Annotated in this window: 13 protein-coding genes; 4 read left to right on the top strand and 9 right to left on the bottom strand. The window is 42.9% G+C overall.

The window, feature by feature from the left end; all coding sequences use genetic code 11:
• Positions 1-249: 249 nt before the first annotated feature.
• Positions 250-1743, top strand: coding sequence for a 23S rRNA (uracil(1939)-C(5))-methyltransferase RlmD (gene rlmD / locus A4U55_RS00895; RefSeq protein ID WP_049167108.1), 1494 nt, complete (start codon positions 250-252; stop codon positions 1741-1743).
• Positions 1744-1799: 56 nt separating this feature from the next.
• Here the strand turns inward: rlmD and A4U55_RS00890 are convergent, their stop codons facing one another.
• Positions 1800-3545 (bottom strand): DEAD/DEAH box helicase, encoded by a 1746-nt coding sequence (locus A4U55_RS00890; RefSeq protein ID WP_063453911.1) that lies wholly within the window; start codon positions 3543-3545, stop codon positions 1800-1802.
• 674 nt (positions 3546-4219) lie between these two features.
• On the opposite strand from A4U55_RS00890, the gene A4U55_RS00880 reads away from it, so the two are divergent.
• Positions 4220-6586 (top strand): RelA/SpoT family protein, encoded by a 2367-nt coding sequence (locus tag A4U55_RS00880; RefSeq protein ID WP_003656858.1) that lies wholly within the window; start codon positions 4220-4222, stop codon positions 6584-6586.
• Positions 6587-6615: 29 nt separating this feature from the next.
• Entirely contained in the window at positions 6616-7524 is a 909-nt protein-coding gene (gene mutM / locus A4U55_RS00875) for a bifunctional DNA-formamidopyrimidine glycosylase/DNA-(apurinic or apyrimidinic site) lyase (RefSeq protein WP_003670694.1), read from the top strand.
• Positions 7525-7570: 46 nt separating this feature from the next.
• Here mutM and A4U55_RS00870 read toward each other — a convergent pair whose 3' ends face one another.
• The 8 genes from A4U55_RS00870 to nirK form a co-directional block, all read right to left on the bottom strand.
• Positions 7571-8539, bottom strand: coding sequence for a cell division protein ZipA C-terminal FtsZ-binding domain-containing protein (locus A4U55_RS00870; RefSeq protein ID WP_003656862.1), 969 nt, complete (start codon positions 8537-8539; stop codon positions 7571-7573).
• 324 nt (positions 8540-8863) lie between these two features.
• A complete protein-coding gene (locus A4U55_RS00865) occupies positions 8864-9124 on the bottom strand; it encodes a type B 50S ribosomal protein L31 (protein ID WP_003656864.1) in 261 nt (86 codons plus the stop codon).
• Between the two features lie 212 nt (positions 9125-9336).
• Positions 9337-9633 (bottom strand): integration host factor subunit alpha, encoded by a 297-nt coding sequence (locus A4U55_RS00860; protein ID WP_003656865.1) that lies wholly within the window; start codon positions 9631-9633, stop codon positions 9337-9339.
• Positions 9634-9781: 148 nt separating this feature from the next.
• The gene (gene pheT / locus A4U55_RS00855; RefSeq protein ID WP_063453910.1) at positions 9782-12178 is read right to left on the bottom strand and encodes a phenylalanine--tRNA ligase subunit beta; all 2397 of its coding nucleotides are present in this window, start codon (positions 12176-12178) and stop codon (positions 9782-9784) included.
• 52 nt (positions 12179-12230) lie between these two features.
• A complete protein-coding gene (gene pheS / locus A4U55_RS00850) occupies positions 12231-13262 on the bottom strand; it encodes a phenylalanine--tRNA ligase subunit alpha (RefSeq protein ID WP_003656869.1) in 1032 nt (343 codons plus the stop codon).
• Between the two features lie 292 nt (positions 13263-13554).
• Positions 13555-14250 carry an SCO family protein gene (locus tag A4U55_RS00845; RefSeq protein ID WP_003656871.1) on the bottom strand — a complete coding sequence of 232 codons (696 nt, stop codon included), beginning with the start codon at positions 14248-14250 and terminating at the stop codon, positions 13555-13557.
• A gap of 136 nt (positions 14251-14386) precedes the next feature.
• Positions 14387-15223, bottom strand: a complete 837-nt coding sequence (locus tag A4U55_RS00840; RefSeq protein WP_063453909.1) for a formylglycine-generating enzyme family protein — start codon at positions 15221-15223, stop codon at positions 14387-14389.
• Between the two features lie 292 nt (positions 15224-15515).
• Entirely contained in the window at positions 15516-17024 is a 1509-nt protein-coding gene (nirK, locus tag A4U55_RS00835) for a copper-containing nitrite reductase (RefSeq protein WP_003656881.1), read from the bottom strand.
• A gap of 380 nt (positions 17025-17404) precedes the next feature.
• On the opposite strand from nirK, the gene A4U55_RS00830 reads away from it, so the two are divergent.
• On the top strand, positions 17405-17938 hold the full coding sequence (locus A4U55_RS00830; RefSeq protein ID WP_003667275.1) for an Rrf2 family transcriptional regulator: 534 nt from the start codon (positions 17405-17407) through the stop codon (positions 17936-17938).
• The last annotated feature ends 95 nt before the right edge of the window (positions 17939-18033 follow it).

The raw sequence follows: 18033 nt of genomic DNA, 5'->3' as shown, positions 1-18033 counted from the left end.
CTCATCAGTGGATTCATGTCATGACAACCAAGCAGACTCAATCAAACCCACAGCTGATTGACTTATGTTATAATGTGCAGTTTAACATGACCACACCCATTTTTAGTGATGAAATGATTAGGGTATATCTAACATTGATAATCTATTAATCATAGATTGATAAAATACCATAAAACTGTGATCAGTTCATTCATTGTTTCAAAATCCATAATGCTTAAAAACCCATCTAACGACAGGCAAGCTTTTCACATGACCCAAACGCATTCACTTATTCAAAACCCCAGTAAAAAAGGCAAACCAACTGCTCGAGCACGCAAGCGTTTGGCAGATACACCACCCCTTGAATTTCATATCACAAACTTAGCACACGATGGGCGTGGCGTGGCAGTTTATGAGACCGATAACACCACCCACAATCCTGATAAAGCAGGCAAAAAAGTCTTTATCAGCTTTGCATTACCGGGCGAGGCTGTCTTGGTTAAGATGACCAATTCTAAGAAAAATTTTGAAGAAGGTGATGCCTTACAAGTCGTCAATCATCCCCATCCCCAGCGTCAAACGCCACCCTGCCCACATTTTGGGGTGTGTGGCGGATGTAGTCTACAGCACTGGCAGGCAGATGCTCAAATTGATTTCAAACAGTCCGTACTAAAAGAGCTGCTCATACATCAAGCAGGCATCGAGCCTGATATTTGGCTTGAGCCTTTGGTTGGCGATCGTCTTGGCTATCGCACCAAAGCACGCATGGGTGTACGCTATGTTGCCAAAAAAGACTCAGCACTGGTCGGTTTTCGTGAACGCGCCAGCAACTTTTTGGCAGAACTCAACGAATGCCATATCTTAGATAAACGCATCGGCTTTGAGCTTAAAAATTTAAAAGCACTTATCACCGACCTAAATGCACGAGATAGCATTCCACAGCTTGAGATTGCCATGGGGCAGACACTGCCACATGTGCCTGACAGCATCAAATCGGTTGCGGTTATTGTGCGTCATATGCAGGAGCTTGATGATGAAGACTTGGCGAAATTGCGTCAATTTTTTGCAGCTCGCAACTGGCAACTGTTCTTACAACCAAAAGGCGCAGACAGCGTACATCGCATCGATACCGAAGATGCTCGCCCAACCTCGCTGACTGTACCACCCACAGGTGGTCTGTTTTATCATCTACCAAATTTTGATTTGACTTATGAATTTTCGCCATTGGATTTTACGCAAGTTAATTTATCCGTCAACCAAAAAATGATGGATTTGGCAAGCAGCCTGTTAAACCTACAAAAAGGTGAGCGTGTACTGGATTTATTTTGCGGATTGGGTAATTTTAGCTTAGTATTGGCAAGACAAGTTGGCGAAAGTGGCTTTGTGGTCGGTGTTGAAGGCAGTGAGCAGATGACCGAACGCGCCAAAATGAATGCTTGTGCCAATGGCATTGCCCATACTGAATTTTATGCCAAAGACTTGACCCAAGATTTAAGCGATCAGCCATGGGCAACGGGCAATAATTGCTTTGATGCACTTTTGATCGACCCGCCCCGCTCAGGTGCTTGGGAGGTGATGACATACTTGCCCAAATTTAATGCCAAACGCATCGTTTATGTCTCGTGCAACCCTGTCACACTGGCTCGAGATACCAAAGCACTCATAGAAGCTGGCTATCGGCTGACACATGCTGGTGTGATGGATATGTTTAGCCATACAGGTCATGTTGAGAGCATCGCACGATTTGAGCGTATTGATGCTTAAACCACAAAAAAACACCCTCAAAACATATCTTTGAGGGTGTTTTGGGTTAAAAAGACTTAAAATTCACCAAATCTACGCTTGGCTTTTTTATCTTGTCGCTTGGCAAAAAAGATCTCTTCAACTGCCTTTGGGCGAGACTTACCACCAAATTTATCAAAACCTGTATTTGGCTTGGCTTTATCACCAAATGCTTTGTTGCGTCTTGGGCGATCAAAGTCGGTTTGTGTGCCAAATTTTTTGGCAGGCTTATCAAATCGAGTATCGTTACGATCGTTGTCACGGCGATCAAAATTGTGCGTATACGCTTTTTTATCTTGGCGAGCTGTGCCATCAGCTTGATAATAACCTTGTCTGTTTTTATCAAAACGGCGATCAGAGCGAGCCTCAAAGCGACTATTGCGACGCTCACGATTTTCATCATTTTCACGACGATGAACGCTGCGTTCACGATCCTCAAATCGTTCACGCTTGCCCTCAAATGAACGCTCATGACGATGTTCATGGCGATTACGGCTACCAAATTTATTTTCAGTACGCTCAAAATTTTGTCGACCATCTTGGCGAGTACGGTTTTGAGGCTTGCCACGACCACGGCGACGCTCTTGTGATTGGATACCAAAATTACGGCGTGGCTCTAATCCTTCGATGGTTGAGACGCTCATTTGTCGCTTCAGATAACGATTAATATGCTCAAGCTGACGATTGTCATCGATACTGCATAAATTCACCGCCACGCCAGTGCGGCCTGCCCGACCACAGCGACCAATACGATGCACATAATCTTCAACTTGGCGAGGTAAATCATAATTTATCACATGACTAATGGCTGAAATATCAATACCCCGTGCAGCAACATCAGTAGCGACCAACAAATCACATTTGCCCGATTTCATATCGCTAACGATACGATTTCGTTTGCCTTGAGGCAAATCACCATGCAAATAGCGCGCCTTAAAACCCGCTTCGACAAGCTGTGTTGCCAATTTTTCTGTAGACATTTTTGTGGCTGCAAAAATCACCGCTTGCTTAATTTCAGGGTTATTTAATACTTGAAGCAAGATATTGTTTTTGTGGTTAAAATCATCACAATAATACACACTTTCATCGATATGTGCTGACTCAACTTTAATAGAAACTTTTTCAGGATTAACCGTAAAGCTTTCAGCAATTTTACCAACCGCACCATCCCAAGTGGCTGAGGACATCACGGTTTGGCGTGTCTGGGGCGTATTTTGTAGAATTTCTTTGATATCATCTGCAAATCCCATGTCAAGCATACGATCTGCTTCATCTAAAATCAGCATATCTAGTTTTGATAAGTCAACACGGCCTTCACGCATATGGTCAATCAAGCGGCCTGGCGTTGCGATGATGACTTGTACGCCTTTTTTTAAGGCACGCAACTGACCACCATAAGGTGCACCGCCCACCAAAGGCACGCTAAACATATTACGCATGCCATCGCCATAGCGTCGTACACTGTCTTGGACTTGTAGTGCAAGCTCACGCGTTGGCGTTAGGATAAGTGCTTGTACATGCTTTTCGATGGTCGGCTTACGGCTCATTTTATCCAAGACAGGTAAAACAAATGCTGCCGTCTTGCCAGAGCCAGTTTGGGCTGACAAAAGCAAATCACGACCATTTAGAGCGTGCGGAATGGCTTTTGCTTGGATTGGCGTGGGTGTGGTATAACCACTTTTTGTCAGTGCTTTTAAGATGGGCTTATTAAGTCCCAAGTCACTAAACTGTGGTACAAAATTTTCGGTGGTGCTGTCAGTGGTTTGGGTGGTTGATTCGGTCATAATTATCTCAACTGATATGCCCCGCTGATGAGCCAATGCAAATGTATTTATTTAATAAAAAAACACAGACCGCCAAAGTCGCCAAGCCGATGGGCTTAAGCCTTGGGATCTTATCAATGGCATTTTGAATGTGGTGGCAGGTTTGTCGCTGTTGCTTGACTAATACTTATCAAAAAGGGATTATCCCCCAAGTCTTACAAGCCAAAATCATCGCGACAGTAAATTAAGATAATCAATCAAAAGCTGATTGTATTGAACTGATAAAAATCTAGAACGCTCGGAAAATTCCGTATCAATATCGGTGCGATGTCATCAAATAGCGAGTGTGAACAATTCACAAAGAATAATTATAGCATACCTTTTGGGCAAATGCTTGTTTTATTTCATCAAAATTCAACAGATTTGGTTTATGATATACAGCCGTATAGACACGCCAAGATGGGTACGGTCAGCTGAGTTGATACTGTGTCGCTGGGATTTTGTATGATATTAAGTGTCTTTAGATGATGATTGTCTTTTTTGGCATAACGATTTGTTTGAAAATTATGCTTTTGTCCTTTAAAATTTGATGGCAAGGTGCGATAATAGCCCAAATGCATTAACTTAACGAGTTATAATAATACAACCTAGAAATCATTGAAACTATTTGTTTTTTAGATTTACAAGGATTTACCGTGGTTCAGATACGAGATAGCCTGCCCTTATTGGGCGGTAATAGTAGCAGCATGGATAGTGCAACTTTGGCAGCCAGTTTGGTTGCCAAGCAACTGCATCCAGATTTTAAGGCACAGCTTGCCAATCACAAACTCATCAGTGCAGTTGATCACAGTAGTAGCACGACCAACCCTTGCGATATCAATGTATCGGATATCGATATTGAGACTTGGATTTGTCATGTTGCCGCTCGTATTGGTAAAGAAGATTTACCCATCTTACGCCAAGCCTGCCAATTTGTACAAATCCATGCCAATAAGCCCCATGTCACCCGCTCAGGTGCTTATATCACAGGCATTGGCATGGCGGATATTTTGGCGTATCTTTTTCAAAATGAAAATGCCTTAGCTGCCGCCATGCTTTATCGTACAGCACGCCGTGAACTGGTCAGCATTCAGACGATTCGGGTAAATTTTGGGGAGGATATTGCCCATTTGGTGATGGATGCTTTAGCGATGGGCAGATTATCTGAAAGCATTGAGAGCAATCAACGACTTGAAGATTATTTTGAGTCCAATCAAAGAGAGCAGCTTTCTAATATTTATAGCATGCTCATCAGCACAACCAATGATGTGCGTGCTGTGCTAATCAAATTGGCTGAACGCACCTTTGCAATGCGTGAACTGTCCTTTGCACCTCCTGACCGCCAAAAAAGAGTCGCAAGAGAGGTGATGACCATTTATGCACCGCTTGCACATCGACTCTCCATCGCTCAGCTTAAATGGGAACTTGAGGACTTGGCATTTCGCTATCTTGCACCTGATGAATATAAAAAAATCGCAAGTCTGCTTGCCGAAAAACGCAGCGAACGAGAAGCTTATATTCAGCTGGTTAAATCCAAGCTTAGCGAAGAGCTTGAGCGTGCAGGTATCCAAGGCGAAGTGTCAGGGCGTGTCAAGCATATTTATTCAATTTGGCGTAAGATGAAGTCAAAGAATCTTTCTTTTGATCAGCTTTATGACATTCGTGCTTTGCGTGTGATGGTCAATACCAATGCCGAATGCTACTATACACTGGGCATTGTGCATGGTTTATGGCGGCATATTCCTGAGCAATTTGATGACTACATCACCAATCCTAAGCCCAATGGGTATAAATCACTACATACCGCAGTCATCGCTGAGCAGCGTACACTTGAGGTTCAGATTCGTACCTTTGATATGCATTTTGAAGCAGAGCTTGGCAAGGCATCGCATGTCAATTACAAAGAAGGACTCAAGGCCAAAAAGGACGACTATCTTACCCAAAAAATCAGCTCACTGCGTCAGCTTTTAGGCAATGAAAAAGCAGATGGCGAAGAAGATATCGAGCTTGATATTGATAATGCTGAGCGGATTTATGTATTTAGCCGTGATGGCGATATCACTGAACTGCCAAAAGGTGCAACAGTACTTGACTTTGCGTATTATGTGCATACTGAAGTGGGTAACCGTGCTCAAGGTGCACGGGTAAATGGTCGCTATGTACCGCTGACTCATCAGCCAAAAACGGGTGACCAAATTGAAATTATCACCAGATCCAATCGTGAACCAAATCGTGATTGGTTGATGGCGTCACTTGGCTATATCCATACCGCACGGGCAAAATCCAAACTGCGTCAATGGTTCAATAAACAAGATCGGGACAAAAATATTGAAACAGGTAAGGCGTTATTACTTAAAGAGTTTGATCGTCTGTCAATTTCACCCAATCAAATCAGCCTATCAGAATACTTTACCGATCTGAATGTCAAACATGAAGACGATCTGTATGTGGCGTTGGTCATTGGCGATATTACCGTCACACAGATCAGTAATTTGGTCGCCCAAAAGCTTAATTTAACCACCCAAGTGCCTGATAAAGCCAAAATTGAAATCAAACAGCCAATTCGCCCCAATAAATACAAAATTGAGCTTGAAGACCTTGATAATGTTGAGATACATTTGGCAAGATGTTGCAACCCCGTGCATGGCGAACCGATTGCTGGATTTATCACCTTATCAAGCGGGGTCAGCATCCACAATGATGGTTGCCCTGAGTATTTACGCTTAATTGAGCGTGAACCAGATCGCTCTGTGATCGCACACTGGCAAGAAAGCTTTGGACGCTATCAGCCTGTGGTCATCCATGTTGAAGCCAAAAATACCAACGGACTGCTGCGTGATTTGGTGCATGTGATTGATCGAGAAAAAGTCAATATTCACCGCGCTGAAACTGTCTTTAATGATGGTGCAATCAGTCATATGAAGTTTTATGTTGAGGTGGCAGGCATTGCACATTTATCACGCCTACTCAATAAAATTGAACAGCAGCCTAGTGTGCTACATGCTCGCCGTGCAACCGCTTAGAATCAGCCGACTAAAGTTAGCCAATTATCATGCCAGAATTACCCGAAGTTGAGACAACAAAATTAAGCCTAGAGCCATTGATTGGTCAAACTGTCACATGCGTTCAAGTCAGGCATCCACGCTTACGCTATGATATTGCCAAAGATTTGGATAGTTTGGTTGGCTTTGTCCTAACCAAACTACAGCGGCGTGCTAAATATTTACTACTGGATTTTTATCACGCACATGACAGTCGCCAAAAAACTTTACTGATTCATTTAGGCATGTCGGGCAGCTTACAACAGCATATCAATGAACCACCCCGCAAGCACGATCATGTCTTGATTGACTTTGCCGATTCTCATGGTAAAATCATTACTCTACATTATCATGATCCTAGACGCTTTGGCATGATTCTTTGGGTCGTCAATGATGATTATATCGACCAGCCAAACACCTACGCACGATTTTTGGCACACTTAGGGCCCGAGCCTTTGAGCGAAGATTTTGATGCTAACTATCTCATCAGATACATCATGCGTCCCAAATCTCATCAAAAACCTTTAAATAAACCCATCAAATCACTGATTATGGATCAGTCCGTCGTGGTTGGTGTGGGCAATATTTATGCAGCTGAAAGTTTGTTTTTGTCAGGCATTCATCCGCTCACGCCTGCCTATTTGGTTCATGAAGATAAGCTGGTACGATTAACTCATCACATCAAACAAATATTAGCTCGTGCCATTACCCAAGGTGGTTCAACCCTTCGGGATTTTACAGTTGGCAGTGGTAAGACGGGTTATTTTCAGCAAACCTTGCTCGTCTATGGCAGGCAAGGGGAATCGTGTGCCACTTGCGGTAGTTTACTTGAAAATATCAAAATCAGTGGTCGGGCAAGCGTCTATTGTCCAAACTGCCAACCTTATCATGATCACAATAACCCAAGCAGCAACAATTAATTTGCCAAAAAATAGCCCACGATTGGGCTGTTTTTTGGAGAAGTCATCAATTGGCGTTATGCTCAGCAACGACCGAACGAAGCTTAGCAAAATAAGTATCATCAAACAAATTGCCTTGCTCATCAAGCATATCTGCCGACAAGTCCTGAGCAATCATATGTGCCACCGAGACCATACTGTCAAATCCTCTTAACGCATGTGGATGCGGTAATGCCAAAAATAAAGTCAGCCCCATAAAATGAGATTCAGGCAAACTGTTTAAGTCAAATGCACACACTCCCTCATACCCAACGCCCATCATACTAAACCACAAATCACCCGTACCATCTTCATTTTCATAGCGATGAAACAGATTCATAACGCCATATTTCATACCATATGTACGCACAATTTCAAGTACGGTGCAACCTGGCAACCCAGCAAACGAGTTGCGTGGCATAATGGCAATGCTCACCGTTTCTGTTGCATTAAGCAAAGGGTCGTTATTTTGGTCAAAAATTCGGCGTTCATCCAAATGCTCATCGAGTACAGCCGAGCGTTTGTCAAAGGTCATATCTACCACATAATCAGCGTCCTGATTTTCATCATCATGTGCTTGCCAATCTTGAGCGTGCGACAGACCGCCACTTGGATTATTGACGCGAACACTGTCTTGATTTTGTGAATTCTCATCAATTTTTGCCTGCGTATCTGCCTGATTTTCTTTATTATTCTCTGTTAAAGGCTCATAAACCATTTGTGCTTGCGAGGTTTGTGACATCACAGGTGCAGCCACCACAGCAGCAGCCATACTGGATAATGCATCTTCAGGCTCTACTTTTTTATTTGAACTCTCAATTCTAGACGGCAATTCCCTTTCATCTCTTGGAATAATTGGTAATCCATATTTGGTTTTTACGCCCAAGGCTTCCGATTCTAGTACCAAATTATTACGACGCAAACTACGTATCACAAAAAATACGCCCAAAATCACAACCATCAACGCTAAAATTAACCAAAGACCACTCCACTGCATAGCTACCCCAAATTATTTCCCAGCCATCTCATTCCAATTGATGGGCAAAATTATCTAAAAATCGTAAAATTATTCAAACATGACAAAAATATCCCTAAATTGCCATAAAATAGGCACAATTTAGGTATTTTATATTAGTTTATCAGACTAAGACGATTTTGTCATCTTTTACATGAATAAGCTAGAAATTTGTTACAATTTAATGTGTGCGTACCTGAGTATGTGTTCATTAAATCACATATCAGCCCAATCGACAGCACCATCTTAGTTTGGAACTAAAAAAATCGCTCAATAAGAGCGATTTTAAAAATAGCTGATAAAGGCTTATTTTTTGCTACGGCTTGCAAATGCACCAAAGCGCTTGTTAAAGCTTGCCACACGACCTTCGTTGGCTGTTTTACGCTGCTCGCCTGTATAAAATGGGTGAGAAGCACTAGAAATATCCAATGGGAAATATGGGTATTCTTGACCTTCGTATTCACGAGTTGTTTTGGTTGAAACCGTTGAACGAGTCAAAAAGTACACATCAGCATTAGTATCGTGGAACAATACTTCACGGTATTCTGGGTGAATGTCTTTACGCATGATAACTCTCTATCCAATAAACCTAAGCACCAATAAGCATCGCTGATGATACTCATACGATGGAGCATAGCCACGTCATCACCAACCAACTTTGGCATTACGCACCATGCTTTTCTATGTTATTAGCCAACTTAAGTGGGAAAATAAAGCAGATATTCTAACAAAAAGCCATTAGGCTTGCAAGTTGGATTGATGAAAAATATCCAGCCCGCTCAGCCTTCATTTTGGCTATCTATCCAGCCTCGTAACTTCTGACCTGCCTTAAATGTGACAACACGGCGCGCCTGAATGGGAACGCTTTCGCCTGTTTTTGGATTACGCCCTGGGCGGGGTTTTTTATCTTTTAATTCAAAATTGCCAAAACCTGACAATTTAACCTCATGACCTTGGGCAAGACTCTGACTGATTTCTTCAAAAAATCCATCGACCAATTTTCTTGCCTGTTGGCGTGTCAATCGCAGTCGAATGGTCAATTCATCAACCATATCCGCCTTTGTCAGTGCACCCATGATTTATCCTTGTTTATCAATCAGCTACCAAAAATAATACAGCATTTTATAGCAGATTGATTATTTTACACTTTATAATATACTTAATGCAAATTAATTTGTATTAAAATTCAAAACCGCCATAAGTCGGCATTATGGCGGTTTTAGGTCAGTCTCGCAGATGGGCAGCGTGTTTATCTGCCAAATTTTGAATGACTTTATCAACTGCTGTTTTGATTTGCTCGTCCTCAAGTGTGGCATTTTGATCCTGAAAAACCATCGCAAAAGCAAGCGATTTTTTGCCTTTGGGCAATGTTTCACCCACATAGATATCAAACAACCAAACATCTTGCAAATATTTGCCCGCTGCCTTGCGAATGTCTTTTTCAAGCGCTTGCCAAGCGACATCTTGATCCACCAACACTGCCAAATCTCGACGAACTGATGGGAATTTACTTGGTGCTATGATGGGGCTTGATTTTCGGTTAAGTGTAATCAGCTTATCCAAATCCATTTGAGCCACCCAAACCGTTGGTAAGTCCAAAGCTTTGCAAATGCTTGGATGTAGCTGACCAAAGAAGCCCAAATCTTCGCCATCAATCATCAGATGAGCACTTTGGCCTGGATGCAAGAAAGTCAAAGTCGTGCGTTCATAAGTCACTTTGGATTTATCCAAAGTATTTGGCAGCAGGCTTTCAATATCACGCTTGAGATCATAAAAATCCATCTTGCGTGTCCCATGACTTTGCTCAGTGGTCAGCTCGCCTGTTGCAATCATAGCCAAGCTTGGTGTCTGAACCACATGCTCAACATCACCGCCAACGAAGCTTAATCCAGTTTCAAACAAGCGGACACGCGGCTGCTGACGATTAAGATTATAACTAACAATCGGTAACAGACTCGACATTAAGGTACGACGCATCACCGCAAGATCACTGGAGATGGGATTGGCAAGTGGCAATACCGCGCCTAGGCTTTGATCATCAAACAGTGCTTCAATTTTAGCATCGCTAAAGCTGAAGCTCACTGCTTCGTAATAACCTGAGCTTGCCAAAGATCGCTTAACCAATTGAACCAAATCTGCCGTATCATCATATCGCATATCCACAGAAAGCTCTGGCAAGGTCGCACAAATATTGGCATAGCCATACATGCGAGCAATCTCTTCAACGATATCTTGATAAATTGTTAAATCAAATCGGTGGCTGGGCACTTGGCATACCAAACTGTCTTGCTGCATGGTGGTTACAATCTCAAGACGATTAAGCATATCCACCATCTGATCAGATGGTATATCTACACCCAAAAGCTGTGATACCTTATCCACAGGTACAATAATCTTATGTCTGACAGGCAATGCATCTAAATTCTCGGCAGTCGTCATTTGACTAACCTTACCACCTGCAACCGAAACAATCAAACCAACAGCACGATCAATGGCAAGCTTTGGCAACGCAAAATCCACACCACGCTCAAATCTCTGAGAAGCATCCGTATGCAGTCCAAAACGGCGTGCACGCCCTGAGATGGTCAACCGATCAAAATGTGCACTTTCTAGTATGATGCTGGTTGTCTCATCACTGACCGCTGAGCGTGCACCGCCCATAATGCCTGCCAATGCCAAGACGCCAGCATCATCAGCAATCACCAGCTCATCTCCGCTGAGTGTAATGATTTGTTCGTTTAATAATTCAAGCGTCTCGCCAGAGTGTGCCATACGCACGATGATATCGCCTTGAATTTTATCAGCATCAAACGCATGTAGCGGCTGACCTAATTCAAGTAATACAAAATTGGTCACATCCACCAAAAAATTATGGCTTCGAACGCCAGAAGCAATCAAAGCGTCGGTCATCCATTGGGGAGTTGGCCAAGTGCGATCAATATCATCAATACGCTGTGCTAAATATCTGGGACAAGCTTTGGCATCCAAAACTTGCACACTCGGAGCGGTATCAGTGACCACCTTAGTAGGCTGGATCACAGGACGATTGAGCGGCATCTGATTAATGGCAGCAATCTCACGTGCCAAGCCCAATACACTTAAGCAATCCCCACGGTTGGGCGTAATAGCAATTTCAAAAATCTTCGCATCTAAGTTTAAATAATCACGCACATCCATGCCAATTGGGGCATCCTTTGGAAGCTCCATCAAACCATCAATCTCATCTTCAAGGCCCAGCTCTGAAGCACCACAAAGCATCCCTTGTGATTCAACACCTCTAAGCTTACCTTTTTTGATTTTAAAACCCTTATTATCATCACTGGGCAGCACCGCACCAATGGTTGCCACAGCAACTTTTAGCCCAACACATACATTGGGTGCACCGCAGACGATTTGTAAATGCTCACCACTGCCAATATCAACCTTAGTAACACGCAAGCGATCAGCATCTGGGTGCTGCTGACATTCAGTGACCACACCGATGACCACACCATTAAATGGTGGTGCAACAGTCTCAACACCGTCCAGCTCAAGCCCCGCCATGGTCAACTGCTCGCCAAGTAGCTCACTATTAATGCTTGGATTTGCCCACTGTCTTAGCCAATTTTCACTGATTTTCATTTGCTATCTCTGTATTAAATTCATCAAAATTAAATAAATAAGTTAATTGATATTAACTAAACTGCTTTAAAAAACGCAAATCATTTTGGAAAAATAGGCGTAAATCATCAATACCATAATACAGCATCGCAAAGCGTTCAATGCCCATGCCAAAAGCAAAACCAGTATACTCATCAGGATTGATACCGCAGTTTTTGAGCACTTGTGGATGTACCATACCACAGCCCAAAACCTCTAACCATTTCCCATTGTCGGACAAAATATCCACCTCAGCGGATGGTTCGGTGAATGGGAAAAATGATGGACGAAAACGAGCCGTCATTTTTTTGCCAAAAAATGCATCCAAAAACTCATGAATCAACCCCTTAAGCTCTGCAAAATTGCTTGATTTTGAGATCATCAAACCTTCCATTTGATGAAACATCGGTGAATGCGTTTGGTCTGAGTCGCAGCGATACACACGGCCTGGGCAGATAATGCGAATCGGCGGCTCACTGTTTTCCATCGTGCGAATCTGCACACTTGAAGTGTGTGTACGCAGCAAATAATGTGCATCAAAATAAAATGTATCATGCATCGCACGCGCAGGATGATGGCTTGAGATATTGAGCGCTTCAAAATTATAATAATCGCTCTCAATCTCAGGGCCTGTCGCCACGCTAAAACCAGCTTGAACAAAAAACTGCTTCATGCGTTCGGTTGTTTGGGTAATCGGATGCAATCCACCTGATAAAATACCACGCGCAGGTAGACCAATATCAATTTGCTCACTGGCAAGCTTGGCATTCATCGCAGCGGTAGCAAGCTGTTTTGCCTTAGTTTCTAAGGCTTGGTTGATATGCGTGCGTAACTCATGCAAATACACGCCATATTGTTTTTTGGTGTCAGCATCAAGTGCACCCATTTGCTTGGACAATGCTGTCAAGGCTGATTTTTTGCCGCTCAAGCTGACACGCAATTCTTGAAGTGTGCGTTCATCGGTTGCAGTCTCAATCACTGCAATTGCATTGTCTGCAAATGCCAAAAAATCTTGTTCATTAAGCGTGATCAAAGGCTGATCTAAAGTAGGTATCGTGGTGGTCATAAGAAGCACAACTTTCTTTAATTTGCTAAGATGATAAGGGACTCATTGTAAATAATTCACCCAAAAATGTAAACAAGCAATTTGGATTATTCATATCATGATCTTAACCATTTCATGACCTTGTTTTTTATCAGTATCAAAAATGGCTGATTTATTAAGATAAAACCATCATACCAAGTTGTCATTTTGTGGCAAATGATTAAAAACATGTCTCAATCATTTATCAAAAAAATAACCAGCGGTGACACTGGTTATTGTATTCATTGGGTTTATCGTTTGATATTGCCTACGCTTATTGTTTTAACGCAGCCACAACAGCATCTTCACCTGCGGTGCTTGTGCCATTGGCTTGCTCAATCATTTTGCCATGCTCATCTAATACCATGATGGCGTTAGAATGATTAATCATACCACCTTCAGCGTGTTGATAGCGGATATTCATGGTGTTGGCAAGCGTACGCACATCATCATCACTGCCATTTAAGAAAGTCCAATGTTCATCAGCCTTGTAATGCTCACCAAAGTTCTTCAAAACGGCTGGGGTGTCTCGCTCAGGGTCAAAGCTCACCACCAAAAATCCTGTGTTGGCACGCACCTCTTCAGGCAGTTTGTCTTGAATGTTTTTCATGCTACGCATCATAAATGGGCAGACTTCTTTACAATTGGTAAAGATAAAGGCAACCACTTGTTTTTGCCCTGCCAAACTGTTTAAGTCAAAGGCGTTGCCATCTTGGTCTTTCCAATCGCCTTCCACCAGATATACTGACTCTTCTAAGGCAGGTGCTGGCGTGTCCGCCACAGGCAACTCAACATGCTCATGATGACCATGCCCATCATGTCCGTGTGCGTCGCCATGGGCAGCGTGTTCATGGGCGTGTTCTGTGGAGACCACCTCGCCATCATGGGTGGTTTGGTCGGCTTTTTGTTCGGTTTGTTGGCAGGCACTCAAAAGTAGGGCAATGCTGCTGGCTAAGATGAGTTTTTTCATAATTTGCTCCTGATTGATGTGGCGTTTTTTGCCACAGATGCTAAGTGGTTATTGTTAACTCACTGGTTAATTGATTGTAACCAATTGGTTCATTTTGTGCAATTTTGCTGGTCGTTTGTCTAAGCGTGGCTGATTTTTAATCTTTTGCACAGCGAAATCCCAAGCTTTTTAGGGCAAATTGAGATTGTAAGCTTGATCGAAAGCCGTAACGCATAAAAGCGGCATAATCTGATGGTTCGGGTGCACCTGCTGCACCAGAACCACAAAACATGGTTTGGTTTAATGTGCTGTCTGCTCGTGATTCACCTGACACCAGATTGCTGTTAAAGTCTTGTGTCCATTCCCAAATCAAGCCGTGCATGTCATACACACCCCAGTAGTTGGCTGGGCTTTGGGCCACACGCTTTAATGGCATGGTGGCAGATTTGGTATACCAGTCTAAAATGGTTTGGTTATACCCTTTTTCTTGGCTGCCATTGATGCGAGTGGTTGACGCTTGTGCGACATATTCCCATTCTGCAATCTTAGGTAAGCGCTTGCCTTGCGCTTTACAATAAGCGTTGGCGGCATACCATGAGACATTCACCACAGGTTTATCAATATCGGCTGAGTTTGGATAATAGCCTTTGCTTGTTTTTTGCCAGTGAGCCAAATAGTCAGGTTCAGCAAAAAGCTTGGCGATGTTTTGTTTTTGCCATTTGGGATTATTTGCGACAAATTTGGCAAATTGTTGGTTGGTTACGGGTGTTTTATCAATGTGAAAATTACCCACGGTCACCATGGGGCTGTCTTCACTTAAGTATAAAGGGCGATATGTGCCACCTTTGATGCTTGCCATGGCATTGGTGTCAGTTTTGGCGTGGGCAATGGGCTGGGGTGATAAGACAAACGCTGCCAAAGCCACAACCAAAGAGCTGATGACATTATCCCACGCAGTTAAGTGAGTCAATGTGTTGGTGTGAGTTAATCTCATCAGACTTTCTCCTTATTCAAAATTTTTTAACGACCTTTTAACATTACTTTAACAATTTCGCTTTAATAATCTTTTCAATTTATTAAGCTTTCACTTAATTTGGCGTCAAGCTTTTGTGCTTTCAAGTTTTTGTGCTTTTTAGCATACACCTTTTGGCATGGCTTTTAAACACACACTTTGGGCATCATTGGGCATAAAACGCATGAAAGCCATTAAGCACATCATGGCTTGCCACATAAGACAGCCATGATGCTCAATGAAAACCAGCGGATATCTTAATTAAACTTTAAGATCAGTTTGGCTTGGTTTTTTTGGCTTTTGCCACATCGTCTGCACTGAGTTGACCGCCTTTGTTACCAAAGCTGTTAAGCGTGTAGGTGATGACATTGGCAATCTGTTGGTCGCTCAGAGCAATCGCAGGCATGACGCTTTCATATTGGTTGCCATTGACGGTAATCTTACCAGACAATCCATTTGCCACGATGCTGGCGGCACGAGCGTGGTCGGCGTTCAGATAGTCAGAGTTGGCAAGCGGTGGGAAAGCGTTTGGCACGCCTTTACCATCAGGTTGGTGACAAGCAGCACAGTTAGAGTCATAGGTTGCCTTACCTGCTTTAATCTGCTCTTGTAAGTTGGCAGGTGCAGGTGTTTTGGGTGCTTCTTGGGTATCAATTGCTTGTGGGGCACCCTCTGGCAGATAGACAGCGTCTGTTTGTTTGTGTGAATAAATCTCATGATTTTCTTCACCTTCCACCTTAAGTATGCCCAATGCCCCTTTGTTAAAGGCACGGAAGATGGCATGGTCAACCAAGACATAATCACCCGGCACATCCACCTTAAATTCAGTGATGGCAGCGCCACCTGCTGGGATTAGCGTGGTTTGGATATTGTGGTTTTCACCCTTACCACCCTCAAAGTGAACCTTATCAAAAATCTCACCAATGACATGGAATGATGATGTCAAATTCGGGCCGCCGTTACCCACAAATAAGCGAACAGTTTCGCCAACCTTGGCTTTTAGAGCATTTTCACCAGTCAACGCCCCCACCGAACCATTAAAGACAACATATTCAGCATCTTCTCGAATGGCTTTTTCCATATCAAAGGGCTGTAGACCTTGTTCGCCATATTTGCCTTTGGTATAAAAGTCGCCTTGCATGACATAGTATTCTTTATCTACTTTTGGCAAGCCCTCTTTTGGTTCAACCAAAATCAAGCCATACATGCCATTAGCAATGTGCATGCCAACAGGGGCAACCGCACAGTGATAGACATACAAACCAGGCTGTAAGGCTTTAAAACTAAAGGTTGATGTATGACCCGGTGCGGTAAATGACGCTTCTGCCCCGCCGCCAGGCCCTGTGGCAGCGTGAAAGTCAACATTATGGGGCATTTTTGAATCTGGGTGGTTTGAGAACTGCACTTCGATGGTGTCGCCTTCACGCACACGAATCATCTGCCCTGGAACTTGACCGCCAAATGTCCAAAACTGATATTCCACGCCATCTGCCAGACGCATGACTTTTTCAACGGTTTCCATTTTTACCACCACTTTGGCGGGGTGGTCACGGTCAACAGGTGGTGGAACTTCTGGTGCATGCGTAACAATGGCATCAATGACAGGCAGCTCGCCTTGATGTTCTTGTGAGGCAGCATTATCTGCATTTGCTGTCTTGGCGGCAGCGTCTACCGTGCTGCTTTTTGGCTGGGCGGCTTTGTCCGCTTGATTGCTACAACCACTGAGCATCAATGCACTTAAGGCACAAATTAAGGTTGTTTTTATCAAAGTAGGCTTAGACATATGGGTTCTCCTTATAGAAAGGTTGCCTGTAATTTTCTTCAATGCCATCAATAAAAATAAAAAGCACAAAAAAGCTAAAATACCTAGAAAAGGCACTTAAAATACATGTCAAACACATGTATAATGCCATATCCTTAACATGTATTTTAAATACATTTTTCTTAAAAGTAAACCAATTTTTCAATCTTTTTACATCAATGTTTTATCATGTAAATTAAACATGATTAAAGATAATAATGATTGTCATTTTTAATTTAAAATTGCTAAAATTTCTAGCTTTTTTGCTTGAATTTGTATGGATTTCGTTTGAATGGATTGAGATTGAGTGTTTTAGATTGACCGATGGCGTGTCAAGATGAACATGGTTGCAGAGTGTGATTATGAGATTAACTCAATACAGTGATTTTGCGTTGCGTGTGCTGATTTATTTGGCGACCATACCCAATAATGATGAATTGGTACGCATTGATGACATTGCCAAAAGCTATGGGATTTCTAAAAATCATTTGACCAAGGTTATTCATCAGTTGAGCAAGCTTAAAGTCGTTGACAGTGCGCGGGGTAAAAACGGTGGCATTCGCTTAGCAATGCACCCCAAAAACATCAATGTTGGCAACATCGTTCGCCAAACAGAGCCAGATTTTTTTGTGGTGGCGTGTTTTGCTGATGAGCCAGCACAAGATGATTTAATGACAGATAATTTGATGACAAATGATTTGAGGAAAATCAAAACTTTGGATTTGTCTGTGGGGCAACCCGCCATGTCTTGTGTCATCTCACCTGCTTGTCATTTAAAGCAAGTTTTTGCCGAAGCCGCCAAGGCATTTTTGCAGGTTTTGGACAGCTATACGCTGGCGGACATCATCAGCAACGCCGATGAGCTAAGGCACTGTTTGTCTTTATATGATGGGTAGCTTAACATTTGTGATTTGGTCATTTGTGATTGACTCATTTGCGGTCAATGATGGCTGGATTTATTCAAACCATCATCAACTAACCGCTATTAACC

This window comes from Moraxella catarrhalis (assembly GCF_001632285.1).
Taxonomy (GTDB): domain Bacteria; phylum Pseudomonadota; class Gammaproteobacteria; order Pseudomonadales; family Moraxellaceae; genus Moraxella; species Moraxella catarrhalis.
Note: the sequence above shows the minus strand (reverse complement) of the source record. Positions and strands in the feature narration are given on the sequence as shown.